This window comes from Paraburkholderia sp. RAU2J (genome assembly GCF_003634845.1).
GTDB lineage: Bacteria > Pseudomonadota > Gammaproteobacteria > Burkholderiales > Burkholderiaceae > Paraburkholderia > Paraburkholderia fynbosensis.
In genome coordinates this window covers 1,523,165-1,538,374 of record NZ_RBXG01000002.1, presented here as the reverse complement: position 1 = coordinate 1,538,374, position 15,210 = coordinate 1,523,165, and the positions used below count along the sequence as shown (strand labels likewise).

Annotated in this window: 14 protein-coding genes; 10 read left to right on the top strand and 4 right to left on the bottom strand. The window is 65.7% G+C overall.

The window, feature by feature from the left end; genetic code table 11:
* Window positions 1–17 precede the first annotated feature (17 nt).
* Window positions 18–1,100 carry an ionic transporter y4hA gene (locus B0G69_RS24420; protein ID WP_121321794.1) on the top strand — a complete coding sequence of 361 codons (1,083 nt, stop codon included), beginning with the start codon at window positions 18–20 and terminating at the stop codon, window positions 1,098–1,100.
* A 41-nt stretch (window positions 1,101–1,141) separates the two neighbouring features.
* On the opposite strand, the gene B0G69_RS24415 is transcribed toward B0G69_RS24420, so the two are convergent.
* The gene (locus B0G69_RS24415; protein WP_121321792.1) at window positions 1,142–2,035 is read right to left on the bottom strand and encodes a LysR substrate-binding domain-containing protein; all 894 of its coding nucleotides are present in this window, start codon (window positions 2,033–2,035) and stop codon (window positions 1,142–1,144) included.
* 560 nt (window positions 2,036–2,595) lie between these two features.
* On the opposite strand from B0G69_RS24415, the gene B0G69_RS24410 reads away from it, so the two are divergent.
* The 7 genes from B0G69_RS24410 to B0G69_RS24380 all read left to right on the top strand — a co-directional run bounded on the left by B0G69_RS24410 (window position 2,596) and on the right by B0G69_RS24380 (window position 8,972).
* Window positions 2,596–3,690 (top strand): extracellular solute-binding protein, encoded by a 1,095-nt coding sequence (locus B0G69_RS24410; protein WP_121321790.1) that lies wholly within the window; start codon window positions 2,596–2,598, stop codon window positions 3,688–3,690.
* Window positions 3,687–4,649, top strand: a complete 963-nt coding sequence (locus B0G69_RS24405; RefSeq protein ID WP_121321788.1) for an ABC transporter permease — start codon at window positions 3,687–3,689, stop codon at window positions 4,647–4,649. Before B0G69_RS24410 ends, B0G69_RS24405 begins: the two co-directional genes overlap by 4 nt.
* Window positions 4,646–5,518 carry an ABC transporter permease gene (locus B0G69_RS24400; protein WP_121321785.1) on the top strand — a complete coding sequence of 291 codons (873 nt, stop codon included), beginning with the start codon at window positions 4,646–4,648 and terminating at the stop codon, window positions 5,516–5,518. The genes B0G69_RS24405 and B0G69_RS24400 overlap by 4 nt, the downstream gene beginning before the upstream one ends.
* Before the next feature lie 34 nt (window positions 5,519–5,552).
* Window positions 5,553–6,623, top strand: coding sequence for an ABC transporter ATP-binding protein (locus tag B0G69_RS24395; protein ID WP_121321783.1), 1,071 nt, complete (start codon window positions 5,553–5,555; stop codon window positions 6,621–6,623).
* 76 nt (window positions 6,624–6,699) lie between these two features.
* Window positions 6,700–7,524 (top strand): transporter substrate-binding domain-containing protein, encoded by an 825-nt coding sequence (locus B0G69_RS24390; protein WP_121321781.1) that lies wholly within the window; start codon window positions 6,700–6,702, stop codon window positions 7,522–7,524.
* 42 nt (window positions 7,525–7,566) lie between these two features.
* The gene (locus B0G69_RS24385) at window positions 7,567–8,313 is read left to right on the top strand and encodes an amino acid ABC transporter permease (RefSeq protein ID WP_121321779.1); all 747 of its coding nucleotides are present in this window, start codon (window positions 7,567–7,569) and stop codon (window positions 8,311–8,313) included.
* Between the two features lie 2 nt (window positions 8,314–8,315).
* Window positions 8,316–8,972 carry an amino acid ABC transporter permease gene (locus tag B0G69_RS24380; RefSeq protein ID WP_121321777.1) on the top strand — a complete coding sequence of 219 codons (657 nt, stop codon included), beginning with the start codon at window positions 8,316–8,318 and terminating at the stop codon, window positions 8,970–8,972.
* 120 nt (window positions 8,973–9,092) lie between these two features.
* Here the strand turns inward: B0G69_RS24380 and B0G69_RS24375 are convergent, their stop codons facing one another.
* The 3 genes from B0G69_RS24375 to B0G69_RS24365 are packed head-to-tail and all read right to left on the bottom strand — an operon-like array spanning window position 9,093 to window position 13,111.
* Window positions 9,093–10,397: a cytochrome c gene (locus B0G69_RS24375; protein WP_121321775.1), complete on the bottom strand. Its 1,305-nt coding sequence runs from the start codon at window positions 10,395–10,397 to the stop codon at window positions 9,093–9,095.
* Between the two features lie 13 nt (window positions 10,398–10,410).
* Complete coding sequence (locus B0G69_RS24370; RefSeq protein ID WP_121321773.1) at window positions 10,411–12,654, bottom strand: xanthine dehydrogenase family protein molybdopterin-binding subunit; 2,244 nt, start codon at window positions 12,652–12,654, stop codon at window positions 10,411–10,413.
* A 1-nt stretch (window position 12,655) separates the two neighbouring features.
* Complete coding sequence (locus tag B0G69_RS24365; RefSeq protein ID WP_121321771.1) at window positions 12,656–13,111, bottom strand: (2Fe-2S)-binding protein; 456 nt, start codon at window positions 13,109–13,111, stop codon at window positions 12,656–12,658.
* A gap of 433 nt (window positions 13,112–13,544) precedes the next feature.
* On the opposite strand from B0G69_RS24365, the gene B0G69_RS24360 reads away from it, so the two are divergent.
* The gene (locus B0G69_RS24360) at window positions 13,545–13,943 is read left to right on the top strand and encodes a hypothetical protein (RefSeq protein WP_121321769.1); all 399 of its coding nucleotides are present in this window, start codon (window positions 13,545–13,547) and stop codon (window positions 13,941–13,943) included.
* Between the two features lie 426 nt (window positions 13,944–14,369).
* Window positions 14,370–15,188, top strand: a complete 819-nt coding sequence (locus tag B0G69_RS24355; protein WP_121321767.1) for an alpha/beta hydrolase — start codon at window positions 14,370–14,372, stop codon at window positions 15,186–15,188.
* The last annotated feature ends 22 nt before the right edge of the window (window positions 15,189–15,210 follow it).

Here is a 15,210-nt window from a genome sequence, read left to right as displayed (position 1 = left end):
CATGACAGGACGCCCGAATGACCAAGCCCTCTACCGTTTTGCCTCGCTGGACCATTGCCGCGCCGTTCGCCGCGTGGATCGTGCTCGGCGCCGCGTATGCGATGCCGGGCAACGGGCTGCTGCTCGCGCTGGTGGGCGTGGCACTGTGCGTAGCGGTTTTCACCGCGGTCCATCACGCGGAAGTGGTCGCGCATCGCGTCGGCGAGCCGTTCGGCACCCTGGTGCTGGCGGTGGCCGTCACTGTGATCGAGGTGGCGCTGATCGTTTCGGTGATGCTGACCTCCGGCCCCGAGAAAGCCGGTCTGGCGCGCGACACGGTGTTCGCTGCGGTGATGATCGTGTGCAACGGCATCGTCGGCCTGTGTCTGCTGGTGGGCGGTATCCGCCATCTGGAGCAGGATTTCCAGAGCCGTGGCGCGGCCGCCGCGCTGGCGGTGCTCGCGTCGCTGTCCGTGCTGACGCTGGTCATGCCGAACTTCACGACGACCAACGTCGGCCCGATCCTGTCGTCGTCGCAACTGGCGTTCGCCGGGATCTCGTCGCTGGTGCTGTATTGCGTGTTCGTATTCGTGCAAACCGTGCGTCACCGCGATTACTTCCTCGCCGGCGTGCCCGACGAAGACGTCCATGCCGCGCCGCCGAGCGTCGGCCTCGCGCTGGTGAGCGGCGCTCTGCTGCTGGTGTGCCTCGTCGGCGTGGTGCTGCTGGCGAAGGTGCTGTCCCCGGTCGTCGAGACCGCGGTGCAGAACGCGGGGGCGCCGCCGGCCGTGGTGGGTATCATCATCGCCGCGCTGGTGCTCCTGCCCGAAGGACTCGCCGCCGTGCGCGCAGCGCGCGCCGACCGCTTGCAGAACAGCCTGAATCTCGCGCTCGGCTCGGCGCTGGCGAGTATCGGGCTGACCATTCCGACTGTCGCCGGCGTGTTTCTGTACACCGGTCAGCCGCTCGTGCTCGGCATCAACGGCAAGGAAACCGTGCTGCTCGCGCTGACCCTGGTGGTCGGCACCCTCACGCTGAGCACCGGCCGCACGACGATTCTGCAAGGCGCCGTGCACCTGTCGCTGTTCGCGGCGTATCTGTTCCTGTCGTTCGCCCCCTGAGGCGGCGACAGGCGGGCGGCGGCCGCTGTGCCGGCCGCCGCCTACTCTTCCCAATGCGCGGCGATCCAGTCGCGGAACAGATTCAGCTTCTGCTGATGCGCTACTGAATCCGGATAAACGAAGTAATAACGCCAGCCGGTCTTGAGCACCATCTCGAAGGGACGCACGAGGCGCCGCGCGGCGACATCCTCGTCGATCAGCGCGAGATCGCTGATCGCAACCCCGAAGCCTTGCAAGGCGGCGTTGGTCGCCATGTCGAGCGTATCGAAACTGGGGCCGTGTTCGGCGTCGACCACCTGGGCATTCGCGTCATCCGCGTCGGCTATCTTCGCGAGCCACATCTTCCAGTCGCGGTGATCGCGGGTCGGATGCAGCAGCGTGTGCCGCGCGAGATCGGCCACCTGCGCGAGCGGCTTGTCCTTGAGCAGGTCGGGCGCGCAGACCGGCGTCAGACGCTCCTCGAACAACGGCACCGCCTGCACGTCCGCACCGGGCGACGACGCGTAGATGATCGCAGCGTCGAACGGCTCGCTCTGGAAGTCGACCGCGTGCTGCCAGGTCGTGGTGATCTGCACGTGCAGATCGGGGTACTCGCCCTGGAAGCGCATGATCTTCGGCAGCATCCAGCGCATCACGCAGGTCGGCACCTTCAGCGCGAGATCGGTGCGCTGCCGCGTGAGGCGCAGCGAAATCTCCTCGATGCGGGCAAAGCTCTCCTTCACGGCCGGCAGCAGCATTTCGCCTTCGGCGGTCAGCGTCAGGCCTTTCGCGTGGCGTTTGAAGAGCGGAAACTTGTAGTAGTCCTCGAGCGCGATGATCTGCCGGCTGACCGCGCCTTGCGTCAGGCACAGGTGGTCGGCGGCGCGGGTGAAGCTGCGATGGCGCGCGACGGTTTCGAAAATCTGCAACGCGTTGAGCGGCGGAAGACGTCGCATCGTGATATCCGGAATCAGAAAAAGTCATTGCTCGGGCGTCGCGTCGCGGCGTGTGGGTCTGCCCGTCCAGCCCACAGGATACGCGATCGGCACTCGCTACACGAGAGACCGGCAGGCAAACCGGCATGCGTTCGATGCATGGCGCGGGCGGCTGCGCGAGAGCTTCGGCGCTGTCTGCACCGCCACGGGGCAATGCGCGGGATCACTCGCACCAGAACCGAGCTTTCCTCATACCTCGGCGCGAACCGAGGCAGCGCGCAAAACATGGACGTTAACCCGCATGCGCCGCTGTCGTGGCGCCGCCAGCGGTTGGGCCGATATCCGCACCACCATCACGTAAGTGCCCCCGCATGAGCTTACGTCATACCGCCCATGCGCATATTTCGTTTGGCGAGGGATTTTGGCAAACCTAGAGTGCATCCACACACGACACACGGCGCATCAGGCAGGCAACGTGTGCCGCCGAGTGCGCAAACGGGCAACGCCAACGAGCGGCGCTCCAAATGGCAGCGGTCACAGCGACTATCACCAGCAACAGGCGTTCATCACAGGAGACCGCCATGCAAGAGATCAAACGGGCCAGAAGGCAGGTCATCAAAACGATCGGCGCGGCGCTGGCGGCGTCCACATTGCCGATGCCGTTCGTCAACCTGCGCGCCCAGGAGCAGAACTTCAGCGGCAAGACGCTGCGCCTGCTGACCTGGTCGGACGACACCGGCGCAGCCGCGCTGCGCAACATCGCCGCCAGCTTCACGGCCAAGACCGGCGCCAAAGTGATCGCCGATCGCGCCGACGGCACCTCCGGCATGGTCGCCAAAGTCAAGGCCGCGGGCGAGCGCCCCACTTACGACGTCATCACGCTGGCCGGCGTCGGCGCGGCGGGGCTCGGCGACGCCGGCCTGCTGATGAAGCCCGATCTCGACAAGCTGCCGAACCTCAAGGAAGTCGCGCCGCAATATCGCACCGGCGCGAACGGCTTCGGCGTCGGCTATCTGCTGTGGTCGGACGGGCTGATCTACAACACGGCGACGGTCAAGACCGCGCCCACCTCGTATGAAGCGCTGTGGGACCCGAAGTACGCCGGCCGCATTTTCCTGCCGCCGCCCGAATGGGCCGAAGCGGTGGACCTCGCGATCATCGCCGCGAAGATGAACGGCGGCTCGCAGCAGAACATCGAGCCGGGCTTCAAAAAGCTCATGCTGCTGAAAGACCGCGTGATGACGCTCGGCGAGAACCCGAACCAGGTGGCCGATCTGTTCCGCACCGGCTCGCTCGACATTGGCGGCATCTATTCGCCGGCCTTTTTCCCCGACCAGATCCGCAAGCCCGAGTACAAGATGGGCGTGACCTACGGGATGAAGGAAGGCTTCGCCACGCAGCTGATGTTCACGGTGATCCCGAAATCGCATCCGGGCGACAGCGACCTGATCCACGCGTTCATCAATCATTCTCTCGACGCGGGCGTGCAAGGCCGCATGGCCGCCGACGTGCTGAACGGCCCGGTCAATTCGAAGGCGGTGATTCCCGCCGCGAGCCGCGCGTTCGTGCCGAGCCCGCAGCAGATCGCCGAGAAAGCCGTGCTGCACGACGACAAGGCGCTCGCCGTGGTGCAGCCGGCGTGGATCAAGCGCTACACCGAAATCTTTTCGGCATGACTGCGATGCTCGCGCGCTTTTCGCGGCGTGCTTCGGCGGCATCGGGGCCGGCTTTGGCGGCGACGCCGGGCGCCGGCTTCAGCGGTCCCGAGCAACCCGCCGCTACCGCCATGGCGAAGGCGCGGCCGTGGCTGCTGCTCACGCCGATCCTGCTGTTTCTCGCGTTGCTCGGCGCGGCCGCGCTGGTTGTGTTACGCATGAGCTTCGGCACGCCGGGCCACGAATGGCGCGGCTTCACGCTGCAAAACTACGCGGACCTGCTCGACGGCTATTTCCTGAAATCGCTGTGGCTCACCTTGCGGCTCGCGTTCCAAAGCATGCTCTGCGCGGTCGCCCTGGCAATTCCCGTCGCGCTGGCCATGGCGCGCACGAAGTCGCGGCTCGCGCGCCGGTTGCTGCTCGCCGGCGTGCTGCTGCCGCTGCTCGTCAATCTGCTGCTGCAAGGCTATGGCTGGCTGATCATTCTCGGGCCGGCGGGTCTGCTCAATCACGCGCTGCTCGCGAGCGGCCTCGTCGAGCGTCCGGTGATGTGGCTGTATCGCGAACATGGCGTGTTGCTCGGCCTGATCCAGACCGCGTTTCCGCTTGCCGTGCTGCCGCTCTCTAGCGCGATGCGCGCGGTCTCGATCTCCTATGAGGAAGCCGCCGCGACGCTCGGCGCGACGCGCTGGCAGACGCTGCGTCATGTGCTCTTGCCGCTGGCGATGCCCGGCCTCGTGTCGGGCGCGCTGCTGGTGTTCGCCTACAACGCGAGCGCGTTCGCAGTGCCGCTGCTGCTCGGCGGACGGCGCGTGCCGATGCTCGCCGTGCTGGTCCACGACCAGGTCGCGCCGTTGCTCAACTGGCCGGCGGCGTCCGCCTCGGGCGTCGTGCTGATGATCGCCACGCTCGCGGTGATGGCGCTGTCGCAGCGCCTCGTGCGGCGCACCCAGCGTCTCTCAGGGGAGTCCCACGCATGAGCACGCCGCTGCCCACTCCGCGTTTTGCGTTCCTGCCGCGTCTGCCGGACACGATGCCCGGCCAGCTCGGCCGCGCCACCGCCCTGCTCGCCGCGCTCGTGCTGTTTCTCGCCGCGCTGCCGATCCTCACGATGATCACGATGTCGTTCAGCGCGGCCGACACGCTCGAATTTCCGCCGCACGCGTTCGGCCTGCACTGGTATCGCGCCGCGTGGCACAGCTTCGTGTCGCCGGATGCGAGCGACTCGCTGTCGATGGGCGCGGCGCTGAGCACGAGTCTCGTCGTCGCGCTCTCGACGATGCTGATCGCCACGCTCGTCTCGGTGCCGGCCGCCTACGCGCTGAGCCGCTACCGCTTTCGCGGCAAGCCCGCGGTCGAACAGCTGGTGGCGCTGCCGCTCGTCTATCCGCTGGTGATGCTCGGGCTGTCGCTGCTGCTGGTGTTCAACGTGCTGCCGGTCGAACTCGGCGTGTTCCGGCTGATCATCGCGCATGTGATTCTGGCGCTGCCGTTCACCGTAAAAAATTGCGCGGCGTCGGTCGCGTCGATCGGCCCGGAGTTCGAAGAGGCCGCCTGCGTGATGGGCGCAAGCCCCGGCCGCGCGCTCGTCGACGTGATCCTGCCGCTGATGCGCCCCGGCATTCTCGCCGGCATGCTGTTCGCGTTCATCGTCTCGTTCAACGAGTTCACGGTGACCTTCTTCCTGTACGGCATCGATACGATGACGCTGCCGGTGTGGCTCTACAGCCGCACGGTGTCGTCGCTCGATCCGACCGTGTTCTGTTTCGCCGTCGTCATCGTCGCGATCGACTTCGCGCTGATCTGGCTGCTCGAAAAGCTGATCGGCGACGAAGGGGTCGCACTGTGAACGCACGCCCGACGTCACTTTGCTGGAGCCTCCGATGACCCATCTGACCTTGCAGGCCGTGACCCGCCGCTTCGGCGCGGCGCACGCCGTCGACAACGTCGATCTGAGCGTGCCCGACGGCAAGCTGGTGTGCTTTCTCGGCCCGTCCGGTTGCGGCAAGACCACGCTGCTGCGGATGATCGCCGGCCTCGAAACGCCGAGTTCGGGCAGCATCCAGTTCGCCGGCCGCGACATCACGCGTCTGGCGGCCAACCAGCGCGACTTCGGCATGGTGTTCCAGTCGCTCGCGCTGTTTCCGCACATGACGGTCGCGCAGAACGTCGCGTATCCGCTGAAGCTGCGCAAGACGGCGAAGGATCAGCAGACGCGCCGCGTCGCCGAACTGCTGGAGCTGATCCAGCTGCCGCATATGGCGAACCGGCCGGTCACGCAACTCTCGGGCGGCCAGCGCCAGCGCGTGGCGATTGCGCGCGCGATCGCCTCGCAGCCGAAACTGCTGCTGCTCGACGAGCCGCTCTCCGCGCTCGACGCGAAGCTGCGCGAGGCGATGCAGGTCGAAATCCGCCTGCTCCAGCAGCGCCTCGGCATCACGACGATCATGGTCACGCACGACCAGCGCGAAGCGATGACGATGGCCGATGAAATCGTCGTGATGGAAAAAGGCCGCATCGCGCAGGTCGGCAAGCCGCTCGACATCTATCGCGAGCCGGTCAGCGAGTTCGTGGCCGACTTCATCGGGCTCGGCAATATCCTGCCGGTCTCGTACGATGGCGCCGGCAGCGTGCGCCTGCCGGGCGGCCGGCGCATCGCGCTCGCACCGGGCGCGCGCGTGCCGGAGTCCGGCGCCGGCTTGCGGTTGCTGATCCGGCCTGAAGACATCTGCGTGAAGACCACGTCGGCAGCCGACGACGTCTCCCCGAACCGGCTCGCCGGCACCGTCACGTTCATTCGCGACGTGGGTGCGTCGCTCGAAGCGACCATCGACTGCGCGGGCTTCACGCTGACCGCCGCGACCACGCCGCGCGAAACACCGGGGCTCGCGCCCGGCCTGCCGGTGTTCGCGGAATTGCCACCGCACGCGTGCAAGCTGATCGCCGCGCACTGAGTACACACGCGCCGGGCCGCTTGCCGCCGCCCATTCCAACACCAACGCATCACACGCTTTCGACAGAGGACACATCATGAACCAGCGCCCCGTTGCCCGCTCGACTACCCGCCGCGTGTTCGCCACGCTCGCCGCGACGCTCGCCTTCACCGCCGCCGGCGCGCTGTGCGCGTTGCCGTCGGCCGCGCATGCCGACGCCCTCGACAACATCGCGAAGTCGGGCACGGTGCGCATCGGCGTGTTCGAGGACTATCCGCCGTTCGGCTCGATCGGTCCGGACATGAAGCCGATGGGCTATGACATCGACGTCGCGAACCTGATCGGCAAGACGCTCAACGCCAAGGTCGAACTCGTGCAGGTGACCGGCGACAACCGCATGGCCTACCTCGCCGACCACAAGGCCGACATGCTGCTGTCGGTCGGCCAGACGCCCGAGCGCGAAAAGGTGATCGACTTCTCGCAACCGTACGCGCCGTACTACCTCGCGGTGTTCGGCCCGAAGGCGCTGCCGGTGAAGAGCGCCGCCGACCTCGCGGGCAAATCAATCTCGGTCGCGCGCGGCACGCTCGAAGACCTGAGCGTGACGAAGATCGCGCCGCCCAGCGCCAACATCAAACGTTTCGACGATCCGAACGGCGCAATTTCGGCGTTTCTTTCTGGTCAGGTACAGTTGATGGTGGTCGGCAACGACGTGGGCGCGACGATTCTCGCGCGTCACCCGGCGAACGATCCGGAGCAGAAGTTCTCGCTGTTCAGCTCGCCGGATCACGTCGGCCTGAACAAGAACGAGCCGCGTCTGAAGCAGAAAGTCGACGAGACGATTGCCAAGGCGCGCAAGGACGGCACGATGAACGCGATTTCGCAGAAATGGCTGCGCGCGCCGCTGCCCGCCGACCTCTAAACCATTTGCGCGGAGTTTCGACCTCACGATGAGCGCCACCTCATGACCTATGCGTTCGATTTCAGCGGCTTCGACCTCTATGCGGGGATGCTCGTGCGCGGCGCCGCCGTCACCTTGGGGCTCACCGCCGTCTCCACCGTGCTCGGCGGCCTCGTCGGGATCGGCGGGGCGAGCATCGCGGTGGCCGGGCCGAAGTGGGCGCGCTGGCTGGTGGCGAGCTATGTCGAACTGATCCGCAATACGCCGTTCATCGTGCAGTTGTTCTTCGTGTTTTTCGGCTTGCCGAGTCTCGGCATTCACATCGACGAAATCCAGGCCGCGATTCTGGCGATGACCGTCAACCTCGGCGCGTACGCAATCGAGATCGTGCGCGCCGGCATCGATTCGATTCCGCGCGGCCAGGTGCAGGCGGCCGAGGCGCTCGGCCTGCACGGACGGCAGGTGTTCCGCCATGTGGTGCTGCCGCAGGCGATCGCCAACGTGTTCCCCGCGCTGCTGAGCCAGGTGCTGATCGTGATGCTCGGCTCGGCGGTGGTGTCGCAGATCTCGGTGCCCGATCTGACCTACGCGGCCAACTTCATCCAGTCGCGCAACTTCCGCTCGTTCGAGAGCTACGTGATCATCACCGCGGTCTATCTGCTGATGTCGATCGCGTTGCGGCAACTCATCAACCGCTTTGGACGCGGCCTGTTCGCGGGCCGCACCGCGCGCGGCAACGACACTGCGCCGCCTAGCTGGCGCAGCCGCCTGATGTGGCGCGGCGCCCGCACCCTGCCGACGGAGCGCTGATCATGATCGAATTCACGCTGTGGGACATTGCCCGCAATCTGTTGCTCGCCGCCCGCTGGACGGTCTTGCTGTCGTTGATCGCGTTCGTCGGCGGCGGCGTGGTCGGGCTGCTGTTGCTCGCGATGCGCGTGTCGCCGATCGCATGGCTGCGCCGCATCGTCGTGCTGTACGTGGAAGTGTTTCAGGGCACGCCACTGCTGATGCAGTTGTTTCTCGCGTTCTTCGGCTTGCCTTTGCTCGGCGTCGATGTATCGCCCTGGGTCGCGGCGACCGTCACGTTGACGCTTTACACGAGCGCGTATCTGGTCGACATCTGGCGCGGCTGCGTCGAAGCGGTGCCGCGCGGCCAGTGGGCCGCGGGCGCGAGTCTCGGCATGACGTTCAGCCAGCAGTTGCGCTATATCGTGTGGCCGCAGGCGCGCAAGATCGCCGTCGCGCCGACGGTGGGTTTTCTCGTGCAGGTGGTGAAGAGCACCGCGCTCGCGTCGATCATCGGCTTCACCGAACTGACCAAGACCGGCACCATGATCACCAACGCCGCATTCCGCCCATTCCCGATCTACGGCATGGTCGCGATGATTTACTTCGCGATGTGCTTCCCGTTGACGTGGTACGCACGCGTGCTCGAAAAGCGGCAGAAGATCGGGCAGCAACGCTGACACTGGCGGTGCGCCCCGCGAGTCCCGCGCCGCGCCAATAGAAAAGCGGCAACCGTGCAAACCACGGTTGCCGCTTTTTTTTGTCGATTGCGGCGGGTATCGCCCCCGCCGCACCGAAGCTTAACGCGCCGCTTGCGTCGACTTGCGCAGCTTCGCCACTTCGGCCGCGCTCACCGCCGGCGCATCGTTGTTCCAGCCGGCCCGCACGAAGGTCAGCACGTCGGCGATCTGCTGGTCGTTGAGCACCGGCGCGAACTTCGGCATCGGGAACGGCGCGGGCACGCCGCCGATCACGAGATCGCCCGTGCCGTTCAACGTGACGTTGATCAGCGACGACGCGTCCTTCTCCAGCACGTTCGGATTGCCGGCCAACGGCGCCATCATCGGCGCGAAGCCGCGTCCGTCGGCGCCGTGACAGTGCATGCAATACGCCGTATAGACGCGCGCGCCGGCATCGTTCGCGGGACGGTTCAACGACACCTTCGTCTTCTGCGGATCATACGCATACGGCACGGCACCGCTGCCGCCCGCCGGCGGTAGCGACTTCAGGTAGGTCGTCATCGCGGCGATGTCGGCGTCGGTCATATGCTGCGTGCTGTTGTTGATCACGCTGGTCATCGAACCGAACGCCGACGCGTGGCGATTCGCGCCGGTCTTCAGGAACGCGTGCACGTCCTCATCGTTCCAGCGGCCGAGCCCTACATTGTGCTCGCCGCTCAGGTTCGACGCGAACCAGCCGTCGAGCAGGCCGCCGGTCAAGAACGCGCTGCCGCTTTCATCGAGCGCCTTCTCCTGAAACGCGATGCCGCGCGGCGTATGGCATGAGCCGCAGTGCCCGAGGCCTTGAATCAGGTACGCGCCGCGATTCCATGCCGCGTCCTTGCCCGGCTTGTCCTGATAGGCGCCCTTCTCGAGGAACGCCATGTTCCAGAACTTCAGCGGCCAGCGCATGTTCAAGGGCCATTTGATGTCGGCCTCGCGGTTCGCCTGCTGCACCGGCGTAACGCCGCTCATGAAGAACGTGTAGAGCGCCTTCATGTCCTCGTCGTTGATCTTCGCGTAGGACGGATACGGCATTGCCGGGTACAGGTTGTGACCGTCCTTCGCGACGCCTTCGCGCATCGCCCGCGTAAAGTCCTCCAGCGTATAGCCGCCGATACCGGTCTGCGGATCGGGCGTGATGTTGGTGGTGTAGATCTGCCCCATCGGCGTCGTCATCGGCAAGCCGCCCGCGAACGGCTTGCCCTTCGGGGCCGTGTGACAGGCCACGCAATCGCCGATCTTCGCGAGATAGGCGCCGCGTTGCAGCAGTGCCGGGTCCGCCGCATGCGCGGGCGTGGGCGCGGCCGCATGAGCCGGCGCTTGCGCGATGAACGGCAGCGCCACGCACAGCGCCGCGCTGAAACCCTTCAGTGTGTTTTTCATGGTCGGGCTCCGGTCAGGCGGTTTGCAATTGGCTGCCGACCGGCAATTGCCGCAGCCGCTTGCCGGTGGCCGCGAAAATCGCATTGGTCAACGCGGGCGCGAGCGCCGCCGTACCAGGTTCGCCGATGCCGCCGGGCGCCTCGCTGCTTTTCACGATATGCACGTCGATCGGCGGCGTCTGGTCGATGCGCAGCATCCGGTAGTCCGTGAAGTTGTTCTGCTCGACGCGGCCGTCCTTGATCGTGATCTCGCTGTAGAGCGCCGCCGTGATGCCGAAGATGATGCCGCCCTGCACCTGTGCTTCGATCGTGTTCGGATTGACCACCATCCCGCAATCGACCGCGCACACGACGCGCTTGACCGCGACTTCGCCCTGATCGACCGCGACGTCGACGACGATTGCAAAGAAGCTGCCGAACGCGTGCATTACCGACACGCCACGTCCTTGCCCCTTCGGCAGCGCGCTGCCCCAGCCCGCCGCCTGGGTGGCGACGTTGAGCACGTTCAACGCGCGCGGTGTTTTGCCCAGCAGGTCCTGACGGTACTTGACCGGATCGATCTTCGCCTGCGCGGCGAGTTCGTCGATGAAGCTCTCCACCACGAACGTGCCGCGCGTCGGCCCCACGCCACGCCAGAACGCGGTGGGCACCGCGTGCGGTTCCTGGCGCACGTAGTCAACCAGCTGATTCGGCAGGTCGTACGGCAGGTCCGCCGCCACTTCGACCGCGTCCGGGTCCAGCCCGTTCTTGAACGCGGGCGGCGCAAACCGCGCCATGATCGACGAACCGACGATGCGGTGCTGCCACGCGACCGGCTTGCCGTTCGCGTCGAGCCCGGCCGAGATCTTGTCGTAGTAGTACGGCCGGTACATGTCGTGCTGGATGTCTTCCTCGCGCGTCCACAGCACCTTCACCGGCGTCGAGACCTGCTTGCCGACCTTGACCGCCTGCGTGACCATGTCGAACTCGAGCCGCCGCCCGAAGCCGCCGCCGATCAGATGGTTGTGCACGACGATCTTGTCGGCGGGCAGGCCGGTGACCGCGACCGCCGCGTCCACCACGCGCGTCGGCACCTGCGAGCCGAGCCAGACATCGCAGCCGTCGGCGCGCACGTGCACGGTGCAGTTGATCGGCTCCATCGTCGCGTGCGCGAGGAACGGTTGTTGATACACGGCATCGACGCGCGACTTGGCGTTGGAGAACGCCTGGCCGACGTCGCCCTCTTTACGCGCGACCGCGCCGTTGCGTTGCGATGCGTCGGCGAGATCGCCGACGATCTGCTTCATCGAAAGGTTCGCGCCCGCGCCTTCGTTCCACTTGATGTCGAGCGCCTGCACTCCGCGCCGCGCCGCCCAGGTGTGATCGCCGATCACCGCCACCGCGTTGTCGATCTTGACGACCTGCCGCACGCCGGGGATTTTCTTTGCGTTAGTGTCGTCGACGCTCGCCAGCGTGCCGCCGAACACCGGACAGTTCGCGATCGCCGCGTAGACCATGTCCGGCACGCGCACGTCCAGCCCGAACAGCGCGGTGCCGTCCACCTTCTCCGGCGAATCGAGGCGCTTCACCGGCGTGCCGATCAGCTTGAAATCCTTCGGCTCTTTCAGCGGTACGTTCTGCGGCGCGGGCAGTTTGGCCGCGGCCTCCACGAGCTGGCCATAGCCGATGCTGCGATTGCTGGCCGCATGGATCACCAGGCCGCCCTGCGCGTGGCAGCTCGCCGGCTCGACCTGCCATTGCTGCGCGGCCGCGTCGATCAGCATGATGCGCGCGGTCGCGCCGGCGCGGCGCATCGGCTCCCACGCAAAGCGGATCGAGGTCGAACCGCCGGTGAGCTGGCCGCCGAGCAGCGGGTCCATGAAGAGCTTTTCGTTGGGCGGCGCGTGATCGAGCGTGACCGCATCGAGCGGCACTTCGAGTTCTTCGGCGATCAGCATCGGGATCGACGTATAAACGCCCTGGCCCATCTCGACCTTCGGAATCACGAGCGTGACCTTGCCTGCTGTATCGATCTGGATGAATGCGTTCGGCGCGAACACGCCGCTTTGCGGCGTTTCGACCGCATCGCCGCCGACCACCGATTTACCGGCCTTCTGATCCTGGCTCGCGGCCGGCATGCTGAAGCCGAGCAGCAGGCCACCTCCGGCCGCCGCGCCGACCGTCACGCCGAATTTCAGAAACGTGCGGCGCGACATTCCGCTAGCACCACTTTGCGAGGGCCCCGCGCCATTCTGTGCATCGAGCAATCCCTGGGACATGTCACACTCCCTTTGCGGCTTGCTTGATCGCCGCGCGGATGCGGTTGTACGTCCCACAGCGGCAGATGTTGCCGGCCATCGCGGCGTCGATATCCGCGTCGGTGGGATTGGGGTTGCTCGCGAGCAGCGAAGCCGCCGACATCACCTGCCCCGACTGACAGTAGCCGCATTGCACGACGTCCAGTTGCCGCCATGCCTGTTGCACCTTCTGCCCCGCGGGTGTGCTGCCGACCGCTTCGATCGTGACCACTTTGCGCTCGCCGACCGCCGCCGCCGGGAACACGCACGAGCGCACCGCAACGCCGTCGAGATGCACGGTGCATGCGCCGCACTGGGCGATGCCGCAACCGAACTTGGTGCCGGTCAGGCCGACGAGATCGCGCAGGACCCACAGCAAGGGCATGTCGGGTGGCGCGTCGACGGTATGGGTTTGACCGTTGATGTTGAACGTTGTCATGTGCGGCTCCGGGGTGGGGTTTATTGTTTGCGAGGCTATTTAGACAGAGACGGCGAACCAAAACGCAAAGAATTGTCGTGGTTATTCGACGAACCAAACTAATACTCGATGCGACTCGCCTGGCAATCGGCCTGCGGATGCAAGCGGCAGATGATGCGGCGCGCATGCGCCGGAACGGACCGGCAAATTGTAGCCGTGTAAAAAGAAATTCGCCGTGTACCCGGGGCGGGCTGCGCTGCGGCAAGCGGCCTTGCCCGCGCAGAATGCGAGCTTGAAACGGGCGCCGAATCGATGCGGTAGTATCGGCGCATTCACGCGAGCGCACGCGTATTGCATGAACTCGCGATGCGCCGGTCAATCAACGGCGGGCGATTTTGTTAGCATGAGCCGATTGCCGGCTCGATCCGGCCAGACCCTCCGAAGGAGCAGCACAATGAACGACCAGCAATGCACTCAATTCCTCTCGGACATTCGCCGACCCCTTCTCTCGCTGCACAAGGCCATTCTCGATCACGAACGCGCGGCGTATGAAAAGGAATTCGGCCCGGTGACGCCCGCGGCCTTTCTGCAGGTGCTCATCAACGGCTCGGGGTTTCGGTGGCTCACGCCGCTGTCGACGGTCATTGCAAGCGTCGACGAAATTCTCGACGACAAGGAAGCCGACGCCACCGACCGGCTCGCCGCCGCTGAAGCGGTGACCGGCCTGTTCTCGCCCGATCAGCCGAACAACCAGTTCCTGCCGCGCTACCTGCCGCTGTTGCAGGCCGATCCGGCGATCCTGCATCACCATGGCCAGGTATCGCAACTGTTGCGCAGCGTTCAGGCGAAGTAAGAGACACGAGGCTGCAGCACGGCGGCGCATCATATCGACTCGACTCGATTCGCGTGATCGCGCCGCAGCCTCCCGAATCTCCTCACCGTTGAAAAACGGCCTTTCGAACAGCACAACGCTGTCCACTCGAATGCCGCCTGCGCTCGCAGCCGATCGATTACCTCGCGCACCGATCGCAGACCTCAAAAATACCCCTTGTTTCAAGCCCATTTCTGCCCGAATCGTAAGAGTGCGGGTTGCAAAAGACGCTGACTCATTGTTCAAACACTGCCGCAAGCGCATCGTCTGCGAATTTGCCTGGTTTTGCTGAACAAAACGAAGGTGAGCTTCTGCGGGACCCACCCCCTGCCGCCTACGAAAAGGCGCGCTGCACGTTCGACGTTCCCCTGCTAAGGTAAGCAGACCTTCTTTGCGACGCTCATCGGCATGCAAACCTGGCCACTCCCCGAAAGCTATACGTTCCGCGATCAAACCGTGCGCTACGGCGTCACCGGCAACGGTCCGCCGCTGGTGCTCGTTCACGGCACGCCGTTCTCTTCGTATGTGTGGCATCGCATCGCCGCGCATCTCGCGCCCATGCGCACGGTCCACTACTATGACCTGCTCGGCTACGGACAATCGGAGCAGCGCGACGCACAGGACGTGTCGCTCGGCATCCAGAACGTGTTGCTCGCGGAACTGCTCGCGCATTGGAAGCTCGAGATGCCGGACGTCGTCGCGCATGATTTCGGTGGCGCGACTTCGCTACGTGCGCATCTGCTGAACGGCTGCGAGTACCGCAGTCTCACGCTGATCGATCCGGTCGCGGTTACGCCATGGGGTTCGCCGTTCGTGCGGCACGTGCGCGAACACGGCGACGCGTTCGCCGGACTGCCGCCTTATATTCACGAAGCGGTGGTGAAAGCGTATGTGCGCGGTGCGATCGCCCGCGAGATCCCGGACGATGAACTCGCGCCTTATGTGACGCCGTGGCTCGGCGCCACGGGACAAGCGGCCTTCTACAGGCAGATCGCGCAGATGGACCAGCGCTATACCGACGAAGTCGAAGCGCGTTACGCGCAGCTGCGTTGTCCGGTGCAGATTCTGTGGGGCGAGAAAGACCAGTGGATACCGCTCGAACGCGGCAAACAGTTGGCCGCCGCGATTCCGTGCGCGCGCTTTCAGGCGGTGCCGAACGCCGGCCATCTGATGCAGGAGGACGCGCCGGAGGCGATCGTCGCCGCGGCGCTGCGCTGGTTCGTCTGACGGCGCGCGAGCGGTCCGCGCC